General features: G+C 57.9%; 10 protein-coding genes and 1 pseudogene (1 of these 11 cut by a window edge). 9 read left to right on the forward strand and 2 right to left on the reverse strand.

Annotated features, from left to right (window positions below; all coding sequences use genetic code 11):
• The 4 genes from FY156_19855 to FY156_19870 form a co-directional block, all read left to right on the forward strand.
• Positions 1–1,080, forward strand: partial view of an amidohydrolase gene (locus tag FY156_19855; protein ID UXS03797.1) — the 3' portion only. The gene continues 84 nt to the left of window position 1, outside the view; 1,080 of the gene's 1,164 nt are visible here — the last part of the coding sequence; its start codon lies beyond the left edge, outside the window; its stop codon occupies positions 1,078–1,080.
• A 64-nt stretch (positions 1,081–1,144) separates the two neighbouring features.
• Positions 1,145–2,056, forward strand: coding sequence for a LysR family transcriptional regulator (locus tag FY156_19860; GenBank protein ID UXS03798.1), 912 nt, complete (start codon positions 1,145–1,147; stop codon positions 2,054–2,056).
• Between the two features lie 126 nt (positions 2,057–2,182).
• On the forward strand, positions 2,183–3,070 hold the full coding sequence (locus FY156_19865) for an NAD(P)-dependent oxidoreductase (GenBank protein UXS03799.1): 888 nt from the start codon (positions 2,183–2,185) through the stop codon (positions 3,068–3,070).
• Positions 3,071–3,083: 13 nt separating this feature from the next.
• Positions 3,084–4,622, forward strand: coding sequence for an aldehyde dehydrogenase family protein (locus FY156_19870; GenBank protein UXS03800.1), 1,539 nt, complete (start codon positions 3,084–3,086; stop codon positions 4,620–4,622).
• Between the two features lie 334 nt (positions 4,623–4,956).
• Here FY156_19870 and FY156_19875 read toward each other — a convergent pair whose 3' ends face one another.
• Positions 4,957–6,240 carry a Gfo/Idh/MocA family oxidoreductase gene (locus FY156_19875; protein UXS03801.1) on the reverse strand — a complete coding sequence of 428 codons (1,284 nt, stop codon included), beginning with the start codon at positions 6,238–6,240 and terminating at the stop codon, positions 4,957–4,959.
• A 497-nt stretch (positions 6,241–6,737) separates the two neighbouring features.
• Between FY156_19875 and FY156_19880 the strand changes: the two genes are divergently transcribed.
• Together FY156_19880 and FY156_19885 are read left to right on the forward strand one after the other, a co-directional pair.
• Complete coding sequence (locus tag FY156_19880; GenBank protein UXS03802.1) at positions 6,738–7,658, forward strand: LysR family transcriptional regulator; 921 nt, start codon at positions 6,738–6,740, stop codon at positions 7,656–7,658.
• 489 nt (positions 7,659–8,147) lie between these two features.
• Positions 8,148–8,514: pseudogene (locus FY156_19885) on the forward strand (nuclear transport factor 2 family protein).
• Between the two features lie 34 nt (positions 8,515–8,548).
• On the opposite strand, the gene FY156_19890 reads toward FY156_19885, so the two are convergent.
• Entirely contained in the window at positions 8,549–9,253 is a 705-nt protein-coding gene (locus tag FY156_19890; protein UXS03803.1) for a GntR family transcriptional regulator, read from the reverse strand.
• Positions 9,254–9,486: 233 nt separating this feature from the next.
• Here FY156_19890 and FY156_19895 point away from each other — a divergent pair, with 233 nt between their 5' ends.
• The 3 genes from FY156_19895 to FY156_19905 are packed head-to-tail and all read left to right on the forward strand — an operon-like array spanning position 9,487 to position 12,154.
• Entirely contained in the window at positions 9,487–10,326 is an 840-nt protein-coding gene (locus tag FY156_19895) for an ABC transporter ATP-binding protein (GenBank protein UXS03804.1), read from the forward strand.
• A 2-nt stretch (positions 10,327–10,328) separates the two neighbouring features.
• On the forward strand, positions 10,329–11,102 hold the full coding sequence (locus FY156_19900; protein ID UXS03805.1) for an ABC transporter permease: 774 nt from the start codon (positions 10,329–10,331) through the stop codon (positions 11,100–11,102).
• 29 nt (positions 11,103–11,131) lie between these two features.
• Positions 11,132–12,154 (forward strand): ABC transporter substrate-binding protein, encoded by a 1,023-nt coding sequence (locus FY156_19905; GenBank protein UXS03806.1) that lies wholly within the window; start codon positions 11,132–11,134, stop codon positions 12,152–12,154.
• Positions 12,155–12,288 lie beyond the last annotated feature (134 nt).

The following is a 12,288-nucleotide window of genomic DNA, read 5'->3' on the forward strand; positions in this document are numbered from 1 at the left end:
GGGTTTGAAGAAACCGAAACGTCCGCCTTCATTGCTGCGCGTCTCGCAGAATGGGGTTATTCAGTTAAAACCGGCTACGGAAAAACTGGCCTCGTTGGCAGCCTGACCCGGGGTAACTCGTCGAAAGCAATCGGCATTCGCGCCGATATCGACGCCCTGCCGATTTCGGAGAAAAGCGGCGTTGACTACGCATCACGCTCACCAGGAAAAATGCACGCCTGCGGTCACGATGGCCATGTAGCCATGGCGCTTGCGGCGGCAAAATCGCTCACGGCTCAATCATTCGATGGTACTGTTCATTTCGTTTTCCAGCCTGCCGAAGAAAACGAGGGCGGCGGACGGGCCATGGTCGAGGACGGTCTCTTCCGTGATTTTGCCATGGACGGTATTTACGCCATGCACAACTGGCCAGCGCTGGACCTCGGGCAGTGCGTTGCACGCAACGACCAGATGATGGCCGCATTCGGTACTTTTGAGATCAAGGTAAAGGGTCGAGGGGCTCATGGAGCCATGCCGCACGAGGGAGCAGATCCGATCGTCGCCGCATCCCAGATTGTCTCCGCTCTACAGACCATCGCCAGCCGCAATGTCTCCCCGCTGCAATGCGCCGTCGTTTCGGCGACCCAGGTTCACGGTGGTGATGCCTGGAACGTCATCCCCGAAGAGGTCGTGATCCGGGGCACAACACGCTGGTTCGATGAACAGGTTGGCGCGAAAATCGAGGCGCGTCTTAAAGCACTTGCAGGCTCCATTTCAGCGGCATTCGATTGCGAAGCCGCCGTGGACTACATGTTCCGTTATCCCGCCACGATCAATGACCCGGCTTGTGCGGCAATCGTGCGAGATGTTGCGCCCCATGTAGCTGGTGTGACTGTGGTCGAGGCCGACCCGAGCATGGCAGCGGAAGACTTCTCTTTCATGCTGCGGGAAAAGCGCGGGTGCTATTTCTGGCTTGGCGCGAAGAAGAGCGGCAGCAATCCCGGCCTGCATTCCGCCTATTTTGACTTCAACGACGCTCTCCTGCCGATTGGTGCCAACATGTGGGTCTCGCTGGTCCAGAACCAGTTAAAGACGGCGTGATCGGGATCAAGGCTGAGATAGCCAGTCGATTGACAGGATCTCGCGACCGGCGAAATATGCCCTGATGGAGACGCTTGACGCCAAAGCCCTGCGAATGTTTACCGCTGTCGTTCGTACGGGTTCGATCCGTAGCGCGGCCGAGCATCTGCATGTGGCGGCATCCGTTGTCTCTCGTCAGATTGCCGAGACTGAAAAAAACGTCGGCCTGCCGCTCTTTGAGCGAAGCAGTCGTGGTGTAGGGCTCACCGACGCCGGCAGGCTGGTGCTTGAGCACGCACAGCGCGTCATCGAGGACAACAATCTTCTCTCCGAACAGCTCGACCAGCTGCGGAGCGTCCAGCAGGCCCGTATCCGCATATGTTGTGGTGAGGGCTTTCTGGGCGACATGATCGAACATGGCCTCAAAAGCTTCGTGAAAATCTACCCAACGGTTGCGTACTCCCTGACACTCGGCAGTACAGATGATGTGCTCGATACTGTTGCGAATGGCGATACCGATATCGGCATCGCCTATAATCCGGTGATCGACACACGCATCCGGTCTCTGGCGATTTCCCGCCAACCGCTTTGCCTGGTGGCACCCAACGGACATCCCCTGCAAGAGCGAAAAACTGTGCTGCTGCGGGATTGTCTGGCAGAATGTCGCTACGCTCTTCTCAGCAAGGGACATGGTGTCACGCAATTGGTTGGCCGCGTTGCAGCAGACTGCGGGGTCGCCGTTGCTCCTTTGGTGGAAACGCCCTCAATCGACGTCCTGCGTCGCTTCGTTATGGCTGGCCTTGGCGTTACCTTCCTGCCGCACTTTGCCGTAACGACTGAACTCACTCGCTCCGCACTCGGTGTTGTCGAACTGAGTGACCCGCTTTTGTCACAGGCGAGCGCCCATCTTCTGGTCAAATCCCGTCGCCGACTGCCTGCATCGGTCGAGCGCCTTGCAAGCCATCTTGCCGTTGAGATGGCCGCCTTCAAACTCTGAATAGAGCGTTGCTCCACTCGCAACGCGTCGTTCCCGACACCTAGACTATCGGTACCGGGACGAAGATGAGAACGTTCGCCATCACCAAACCAGCAGAGCGCATTGCTCTCTAAAAGGGAACGTTCAATGTCGACAGACAAAAAGGTTACAGTCGGGGTCATCGGACTTGGCAGCATGGGGCTTGGCATGGCTCAAACGCTTGCTTCCAAGGGCTTCCTAACACTTGGCTTCGATCTCAGTGCAGAGCGCCGCAACCTTGCCTCCAAGTCGAACATCGAGCCTCTCGATACGATTGCGGCTGCTTTCGAAGCCAGCGATTTCCTCGTCTTTTCATTGCCGACGGCAAAAGACGTGGCTGATGTCGTCAATCAGCACGTCGACATCCTGGAGAAGCGAAAGAGCGCTCATGTCATCATCATCGACACGTCGACCTCCGAGCCAGATGTCAGCCGTGAACTCGCCGACCGCCTCGTTACTCTCGGACATGGTTTCCTCGATGCTCCGGTCAGCGGTGGCCCGGCAGGCGCGGCATCCGGCAAGCTCACCATGATGCTTGGCGGAAGCGAGGAAGACGTGGCTTTTGCGCGCCCTGTCATCGAGGCACTGGCCGCCAAGGCTTTGCATGTCGGCGCAAGTGGTGCAGGCAATGTTGCAAAGCTGGTCAACAACCTTTTGGCAGCCGCGCATATGGTCACCACCAGCGAAGCGCTGAAACTCGCACTTGCTGGCGGTATTGACCCGGAGGCTGCATTGCGTGTCCTCAATGCCGCATCCGGTCGTTCGATGATCAGCGAAGTTCATTTCCCGACCTGGGTCATGTCAGACCGTTTCGACAGCGGGTTCTCCATGGGCCTGATGCGCAAGGATGTCCGTCTCGCCAGTGAATTGGCACAGCGCACGGGCGCTGAACTTCCAATGGCCGACCTCGTGGCCAAGCTCTGGGCCGGCTCCACCGACCTCAAGGACGGCGACGACTTCACCCGCATGGGTGCTTTCAAACCAGCTTCGCACTAAAGGACTGCAGATTATGAGCAAGAACGAAATCATCCTCGATCAGGGTCCGCGTGTTCGTGAACTTCTCAAAGGCTTTTTCAGCACCGAGGAAATCGGTAGCCTCGTCAATGGCGAGATTGTTTTTGGAGGAGGAGAAACACTCACCCTCACAGATCCCTCCTCGGGTAAAGCCTTCGCAACCTTCAAGGATGCCGATCAATCCGTTATCGATGCGGCCATGGATGCCGCCGCCATAGCACAGCGCGCATGGATGAAGATCACCGCTTCGGCTCGCGGCCGCATCATGTTCGAAATCGGCCGCCAAATCCGTGACAACGCCGCCGCGATTGCCGAAATCGAGAGCCGTTCAGCCGGCCGCCCCATCCGCGATATCCGCGGTGAGGTAGTCAAGGTCGCGGAAATGTTCGAATATTACGCCGGATGGTGCGACAAGCTTCACGGTGATGTCATTCCAGTGCCGACCTCGCATCTCAACTACACGCGCAACGAGCCGATCGGCGTTGTGGTGCAGATAACACCATGGAATGCCCCGCTTTTCACCGGCGGATGGCAGATCGCTCCGGCAATTTGCGCAGGCAACGGCGTTGTCATAAAACCGTCTGAACTCACACCCCTCAGCACGCTGATCCTTGGTCTCCTCTGCGAACGCGCTGGTGCGCCGCGCGGACTTGTCAACGTGATCGCCGGCCAGGGAACCACTGCGGGCCAGGCTGCCATCATGCATCCGAAAACCGGCCTTGTAGTGTTTGTCGGTTCTGCCTATGCCGGATCGCTGATCGCAGCAACGGCGGCAAGAAGTGTAGTTCCCTGCATTCTCGAACTCGGCGGCAAATCAGCAAACATCGTCTTCGACGATGCGGATATCGAGCGCGCCATTCTTGGCGCCCAATCAGCAATCTTCGGTGGCGCCGGCCAGAGTTGCGTTGCCGGTTCGCGTCTCCTCGTTCATCGCTCAATCCACCAAAAATTCGTGGAGCGCTATGCCTTTGCCGCCAACAACATCCCGGTCGGCAATCCGTTCGAGGACACAACGCAGGTCGGCCCGATCAACAATCTTCGCCAGTGGACCAAGATCACGGAGATGGTACAGCAAGGCGTAAGCGAAGGTGCAACGCTCGCCGCTGGCGGTGGTCGGCCTGAGGCGCTGGAAGGAACTGGCGGCTTCTATTTCTCCCCAACCATTCTCGACAACGTCTCTCCGACAGCCACCCTTTCGAAGGAAGAGGTATTTGGGCCTGTTGTCGGCGTTACGCCATTCGACACGGAAGAGGAAGCGATTGCGCTTGCCAACGACAATCCTTACGGTCTTGCCGGGGCCGTCTGGACGCAGAATGTTGCACGCGCCCATCGTGTGGCGTCACAGGTACGGGCCGGAACTTTCTGGATCAACGGGTACAAGACCATCAGCGTCATGTCGCCGTTCGGCGGCTTCGGAAAGAGCGGATATGGCCGCTCCAGCGGCAAGGATGCACTGATGGCCTATACCCAGACAAAGAGCATCTGGGTTGAGACCGCAGCAGAACCCGCCGTCGCATTTGGTTACGTCGGCTGATGTTATCCGAGGGGCCGGCGAATGCCGGCCCCTTTCTTTACAGGGAATCAGCAATGCCAGGGTAATTGGCGGCATAGATTTCCTGAAACTGCGTCCATCAATCTCGAACGGTCCGCTTTGCGCGGCACATTGAGGCCCCTTGTGGGAAGGCAGGCTCGTTCCCGAGCCAGAGGGTCGTATGTCACTTAGAAGCGGGGAAAGGTCGTTTGCGCACCCCTTCACAAAGGCGTGCGCCACGCACTGCGACGATGTTTCGGTGGAAAGCAGACGATCATCAACCAACTGATTCATCGCTGTCTCCTTTTCCAGCTTTGCACGCGCGTCTGATGACGGGTCAGAGATCAACCATGTCGGCGACTTCGACCGGCAGGCCCGTCTGGAAAGAGCGGTTGGCAGCAAGGCCAGTCAGGATCGACATGGCACCGTCACGAAAATCTGCAGCGAAGGCGCTGCCCGAGTTCGAGCCGCCAAAAATATCCGCGAGCATGCGCCTGTCGCCGCCGCCGTGACCGCCCTCCTCCATCAGCACCGGTACGACACGCGGTTCGCCATGCAGCGGGAAATGATAGAGCTGGATACCCTTTGCCTCGCCTTCATTCTCTGAAGCGCCGCCGGCATTAATGTAGGAGGTTTCGCGAACCATGAGCTCGATTCGTCCTTTCGAGCCATTGAAGGCGACGTTGAATCCTTCCCAGGGCGCATAGGTGTTAAGCGAATAGGTCATTACCGCACGGTTCCTGTAGCGCACCATGACCTGCATCGTGTCTTCGATGCTGATACCGTCGCCAAAGACGTTCTGGTCACGCTGGTAACCGTCCTCATGTTCGGCATCCCAATAGAGTGCTTTCTGGACCGGGCTTTCGGTCAGGTCGATGGCGAAGGGATCGGTTTTCGCAGCTGCAACCTTGGTGGTGCGGGTATAGGGTGTGAACAGGCCGCGCTCCTCGGCATTGGCGCGGCCATAGAAGCGCAGATCGCCCATACCGAAGACCGTCTGCGGTTGGCTTTGCAGCCAGAAATTGACGAGATCGAAATGGTGGGTGGACTTGTGGACCATAAGCCCGCCGCTGTTGCGCTTGTCACGATGCCAGCGACGAAAATAGTCGGCTCCGTGCTTGGTATCGAGCAACCACTCAAAATGCACGGAATACACGTCACCGATGCCGCCTGAAGCGATGAGCTCATGGACCGCCGCATTATGCGGGGCATAACGGTAATTGAACGTGACGCGGACTGAGCGACCCGTCCGCTTCGCCGTATCGATGATCTGCTGGCATTTGACCACATCCGTCGTCATCGGTTTCTCGGTGATGACGTCGCGGCCAGCCTCCAATGCTGCAATGATGTAGATGTGGTGGGTACGGTCGATCGAGGTGACGATCACGACATCGGCACCCGTCTCATCAAGCATACGGCCAAAATCCTCAGCCTTGTATGTCGGCAACTGGCTGAGGCCGAATTCCTCAACCAGGACCCTGTTGGTGTAATCCATGCGGGTCTGGTTGGTATCGCAGAGCGCTGCCAGTTCACTATTCTCACTATAATCGCGAGCAATGGCTTCGTAAAACATGCGGGCGCGTGCGCCTGTGCCAACCAGCACGTACTTTTTCTTGGCCATGGACTATCTCCTCTTCCTTTCACGCCAAACCGTTCCGATTGATGATGCCGGTCCGGCGCATACATGTGTTTCTAATCATCTCTTGAGAAGGACGCTTCGCGCTACTGTGGCCAAACGCACCCTCCGGAATCGAATAGCCGGCAATCTCCGAGTGCGGCTCGATCATTTGACCGGCAGGACGACTGGCCTGAGGGTGACATTGATCTCGCTGGAACGTCGGAAACACATGCACAATTGCGATGTCACCGAGATATCCGGCAGTCTCGACACGTTACTCACCGATCACCGGTCCCGCCCGTTACTGCTACTGACATGCATCCGAGGATGCTACGGGCCAGCTTCACCGGTGAAAATCCGGTTGGCTCATTGTTTTTCGATGTCCGCTGACTCCTCCCCGAGTGCGCTTTCTTGGCGAAGACTAGACGTCACAAGACATATGGACAAATAGAATATTTCCGCCCAATCATAGAATTTCTTTATGAAGACGGGAGGCGAATATGGACAAGGCACTGGAGCAATTCGCGGCGGTTGCCGAAGCTGGATCATTTATGGCGGCAGCGGAAATACTGCACATCTCCCAACCGGCGCTGAGCTACAACATCAAGCGGCTGGAAACGTCATTGGGGGTGGAGCTCTTTCACCGCTCGGTGCGCGGCGTCCAGCTGACGCCCTATGGGGAAACGCTCTACAACAGCACTATCTTTATGAAGCGTCTTCACACGAATGCCCTTAACACGATTGCCCGGCAGAAAGCAGAGCTGGAAGAAGGCATCAGCATAGGCACGGGTTATTCGACCTGGATCCTGCTTTTGAAGGATTTTGTGATCGAACACTTCAACATGCACCCGGCAGCGCCGATCAATGTCAGCATCGGCAACACGATGCGCTGCATGGACCAATTGGTCGCTGGCGATATTTCCCTGTTCATGGGGCATCGGATCGACCAGTTGAAACCAGGGCTCGCGGTTGACTTCATTCCCCTGGGGCGAGCGACCGACGGGTATTTCGTCCGCGACGGGCACCCACTTCTTGAACGAACCCATTCGGTAGACGAGATACGCGGCTATCCAACGACAATGGCGAATCCGATGGAAGCCCGACAAAAACGCCTCGTCTCAGGATCGGGTAAGCGGGATATCGATGGCATTGGTCATGCGTTCGCATGCAACTCGATGGACGCATGCATCGACTTCGCGCTCAATACAAACTCGGTGCTAATACACAGCGATGTGCTAAGAGACTACTTTGTAGAGAAAGGCCTGCGAGAGGTGAAGATCATCCAATCAGGGGGCGGTCGCCGCGCTTTAATGGGATTTTACGTTTTACCGGAAGGCCGATCCAAGCCCAAGATCAAGGAAATCATCCAGTTGATATCAGCCCGAGCCGAGGCTGCAGGACTGTTTCCATCGACAGTTTGAATACACCTTGCTTTTCTCCGGTAGCTCACGGCCATGGAAATCTTCCCAAATTAGATAGTCCAATCCTCCATGCGTAAACTGGCCACCCGATCGAACTCACACCTGTTGTTATCGCAATCATCAATCTGCGGGAGCGCGCATGCCCTTTCGGGTACCACGACCGAGACATCTGGTCCATGCAGCAAGATCGTGCGCACCGGATCACTGATCAAGGAATCCATGTAACGGAGAGGCACGGCGCGGAAGGTCGGATCGATGGGCTGAAGTCAATTAGGAAAGGACTCCTCCCCCCCTCGCGCCCCATCTTGGCGGCGATGCGGCCATCGATGATGCCCATATCCTGCGGCGCGGCATGTCCCCTCATTTGCGCGTCGCGCCGTACGAGATCGAAAGATTCTTGAAATCACGTGCTGCAACTCGAAGGGTAAGTGCGTAACTATTTTTGTATGCACTTCTGGCACGCCATTCGCAACACTCTTGAAGATTTCGATGCTTGAAACGACAGTGGATGGTCTGCAGGCGGAGAAGGACTATCTCGCGGCTTTCATGGGCCCTGATCCGGTTCGCGCCGCCACCTATTTCACTCCCGCTTCAACTGGCGCTTCACCGACAACCGAGTCTTCACTACGCCGAGCTGTCCGACTAGCTTCAATGCCGCCCGTTACAAATGGTGACGAAGCGGAACGAACGTTACGATGGCGTGCCGGATGAAACCGAAACCATCCTCTATAGGCTCGGCTATCTCGATGGTGAATGGCCGGACGGAACGCCCTTCGACAACACCGCTATCGACCGGTTAGCGGTGCGCGATGGCCTGATCATCGATACCGACGTGTGCAACGACGGTGCCGAATGAATACTAGACCCTTCCGGGGCCCCGTCAGGTCCCGTTAGTCCGCGTAGGGTGCCAGAATATCCATCAGATCGCGTGGCTTGGCACCGGAACTTTGCAGCAATGCCCTTGAGGCGACCGCCTCCAGATGCTCCGCCATCATCGCCTCCGCCTTTTCCACCGGTCCGGTGCGGATCGCCTCGATCAACTCAAGATGCTCACTCACAGCGCAGTCTGAAGAATGAGGTCGCCCGAAGGCGGCAAGGGAGAGGCCGGCGCGATAGCATATTTCCGTGACGTAGCGTATCAGGATCGGCTTGCCGGTCATCTCCGCCAGAAGCACGTGAAAATCGGTAGCAAGCCGGATCGAAGTGCCCTCGGATCCGTGTCGCGCATCATGCTCTGCATCGACGATCCCCCTCAACTGCTTCACCTGCGCATCTGTCAGCCTGCCGGCAAGACGCCTCACCACCTGCTTTTCCAGGTCAAGGCGGATATCGAAAATATCCCGCGCGTCCTCGAAGGAGGGCGTGGCGACAACCGCAATGCGGTTGCGCCGCAGGTCGACGAGGCCTTCCGCCGCCAGCTGACCGAGCGCATGTCGGGCAATAGTGCGACTGACGCCGAAGCGCTCGCCGAGCGAGTCCTCCGGCAGTCTGTCACCCGGCTGCAGCGCCCGCTCGATAATGGCGCGGCGCAAAGCCGTACAGATCGCTGCGACACGATCCCCTTCACTTCTTGCCGAACTCTTTTTGCCCGTCATCACGAACCCTCTGCTTCTGACAACTCGATAAGCGAGGTGACAGCAAAGATCAACTCGGTGCAGTGCCGCATTTGAATGCAACTGAAGCCGAACTTGCCCAAAACTAATGCATGCACTTATTGCATTCACTTTAGTAGGTGAATTCTCGCTCGTAAAATCCATCGATTCCGCACGCATGCAAAATGGCACGCTCATTGCATGCACTTTTCTGAAACGCTTTTGATGGTGACCTTATGCTGATTGTTCCTCAACCGACGACATCCGCTCCTCTTGCCGTGGAGCTATCCCAAGCGGCCGTCTCTTTCGGCCGGCAGGAAAAGGCCGTCGTCGCGCTGCAAGAAACCAGCCTGCGCATTGCCGATGGGGAATTCGTGGCGCTTGTCGGCCCGTCTGGCTGCGGCAAGTCGACCATCATGCGGCTCACCGCCGGCCTGCTGCAGCCGACCAAGGGTGCGGTCATCGTCGGTGGGCGGGAAGTCAGCGCCAAGGCGCTGCGCATCGGCATGGCCTTCCAGAACCCGACCATGCTTCCCTGGTTGACAATCGAGCGCAATGTCATGTTGCCGCTGAAAATCGTAAAGCCCTTCCGGTCTGAGTATCGGGCCAAAAAGAACGGCGAATTCCGCGACCGGGTTCGCGCACTGCTGACCGATGTCGGGCTCGACAAATTCGCCAACCATTACCCGTGGCAACTTTCCGGCGGCATGCTCCAGCGTGCCAATCTCTGCCGTGCCCTCGTCCACGAACCGAGCCTGCTCCTGCTCGACGAGCCGTTTGGCGCGCTCGACCAGTTCACCCGCGAAGAACTTTGGGGCACGATGCAGTCACTCTGGATGAAGCGCCGCCCGACAGTGCTACTCATCACTCATGATCTGAAGGAGGCAGGCTTTCTCGCCTCGCGCATCTGCGTCATGAGTGCGAGACCCGGCCGCATCATCGATGACAGTCCCGTCAATTTTCCGCGCCCCCGCACCGTAGAGATGACCTTCGAGCAAGATTTTGTTGCACTCAACCAGCGTCTTCGCGAACTCATCATCGATGCCCGTTCCGACACCGCAATCCAGGGAGCCTGACCATGAGCTACGAATTGCGCCGCCGCTTCTGGGCCGCCGCCCTCATCGTCGCCTTTTTCGGACTGTGGGAAATCCTCTGCTTAGCGCTGCAGGTGTCCGATCTCGTCCTGCCCCGCCCGAGCCAGGTCTTCGAAACGCTGGTCGATCGCTTCCCGATCCTCGTGCCGCATATCATGCAGACGCTCTGGACGACGATGGTCGGCTTTGTGCTGGGCGTTGCCGTCGGCGTCGTGATCGGCGCGGCGATCGGCGTGTCACGCACGGCCTATGATACGGCTTATCCGCTGCTGATCGGCTTCTCGTCGATCCCCAAAGTCGCAGTCGTGCCGATCTTCGTCCTCTGGTTCGGCTCCGGCTCGGTGCCGGCCATTCTGACGGCGCTTGCCATGTGCTTCTTCCCGATCGTCGTCAACATCGCCACCGGTCTTGCGACGACCGAGCCGGAACTGGAGGACGTGCTGAAATCGCTTGGCGCCAGCAAGCTCGATATCCTCTGGAATGTCGGCCTGCCGCGCACCATGCCCTTCTTCTTTGCCTCGCTGAAGATCGCCGTCACCTTCGCCTTTGTCGGCTCCGTCCTGTCGGAAACCGTCGCATCCAATCGCGGCATTGGCAACGTGATGATGTCGGCCTCGTCCAATTTCGATGTGCCGCTGGTCTTTGCCGGCCTCTTCATCCTCGCCCTGCTGGGCGTAGCTCTCTACGTCGCCTTCTCGCTGATCGAGACACGCGTTACCGGCTGGGCCACCCGCCGTCAGGATTTCACTGCCGCCTGAACATCTACCCAAACCCAACGGAGCCAGACATGCTGAAGAAACTGATCTCGACTCTTGCGCTGAGCCTTTGCCTCGGCGGTACCGCCATTGCTGATACGGATATCAAGTTCACCCTCGGCTGGAAGACGCAAGGCTCGGACGCCCCCTTCCTGCTCGCCATGCAGAAGGGCTACTTCAAGGAAGAAGGCCTTAACGTCACAATCGACCAGGGCGAGGGCTCGGCCGCCACCGTTACCCGCATCATGTCGGGCGCCTACGATGCCGGCTTCGGCGACATCAACGCCATCATCCAGAATGCCGCCACGAGGCCCAACGAAGTGCCGGTGATGGTCTACCAGCTGTGGAGCAAGCCGCCATTTGCCATCGTCAGCAAGAAAGAGACCAACATCACCACGCCGGCCGATCTGGAAGGCAAGAAACTTGGCGGCGCGCAGGGCACGCCAACGACCCGCCTCGTCACCGTGCTCGGTTCGATCAACAATGTCGACATGACCAAGGTCGCAATCGAGAACATGGGACCGAACCTGCAGGAGCCGATGCTGATCAAAGGCGATATCGACGGCGCCCTCGTCTTCAACATCACCAGCTGGTTTAACCTGATCAACAACCGCCAGGACCCGGCCAAGGACTATAACTGGCTTTCCTTCGGCGATTACGGCCTAGACCTCTATGCCAACGGCATGATGGTGTCGCAGAAGCTCGTCAAGGAAAACCCGAAGGCGGTGGCAGGACTGGTGCGCGCCGTGAACAAGGCCGCCAAGGAGATAGCCGGGAATTCCAAGGCCGGTATCGGCGCCGTGATGGCCTATGACAATCTGGCAAAGGAAGAGCTCGAACTGGCGCGCATGAAATTCTCCTACGAGAACCTTATCGTCTCGCCTGAGGTCGACAAGCTCGGCCTGGGTGACGTCGACGATGCCCGCCTCGCCCGCTCGATCGACATCGTCGCCGAAGGCTACCAGCTGCCGTCCAAGCCAAACCCCGAACAGATCTTCACCCGCCAGTTCCTGCCGGCGCTCGAAGACCGCAAGCTGGTCTACAAGGCCGACTGATCCGCGCAGATACGCTTTGCTGGCCGGAATTATCCGGCCAGCCTGTGGAACTGGTCGTTCATTCTATTTCGATGTGCGACATGCCAATGATTTCGATTGCTTAAAAGGAACGTCAACGGGGTCATTCCTGATGC

Source organism: Agrobacterium tumefaciens (assembly GCA_025559845.1).
Taxonomy (GTDB): domain Bacteria; phylum Pseudomonadota; class Alphaproteobacteria; order Rhizobiales; family Rhizobiaceae; genus Agrobacterium.

Coding starts and splice junctions, on each gene's coding strand:
- FY156_19870 (UXS03800.1), top strand. CDS start 3,084: ATGAGCAAGAACGAAATCATCCTCGATCAGGGTCCGCGTGTTCGTGAA.
- FY156_19875 (UXS03801.1), bottom strand. CDS start 6,240: ATGGCCAAGAAAAAGTACGTGCTGGTTGGCACAGGCGCACGCGCCCGC.
- FY156_19905 (UXS03806.1), top strand. CDS start 11,132: ATGCTGAAGAAACTGATCTCGACTCTTGCGCTGAGCCTTTGCCTCGGC.
- FY156_19900 (UXS03805.1), top strand. CDS start 10,329: ATGAGCTACGAATTGCGCCGCCGCTTCTGGGCCGCCGCCCTCATCGTC.
- FY156_19865 (UXS03799.1), top strand. CDS start 2,183: ATGTCGACAGACAAAAAGGTTACAGTCGGGGTCATCGGACTTGGCAGC.
- FY156_19890 (UXS03803.1), bottom strand. CDS start 9,253: ATGACGGGCAAAAAGAGTTCGGCAAGAAGTGAAGGGGATCGTGTCGCA.
- FY156_19895 (UXS03804.1), top strand. CDS start 9,487: ATGCTGATTGTTCCTCAACCGACGACATCCGCTCCTCTTGCCGTGGAG.
- FY156_19880 (UXS03802.1), top strand. CDS start 6,738: ATGGACAAGGCACTGGAGCAATTCGCGGCGGTTGCCGAAGCTGGATCA.
- FY156_19860 (UXS03798.1), top strand. CDS start 1,145: ATGGAGACGCTTGACGCCAAAGCCCTGCGAATGTTTACCGCTGTCGTT.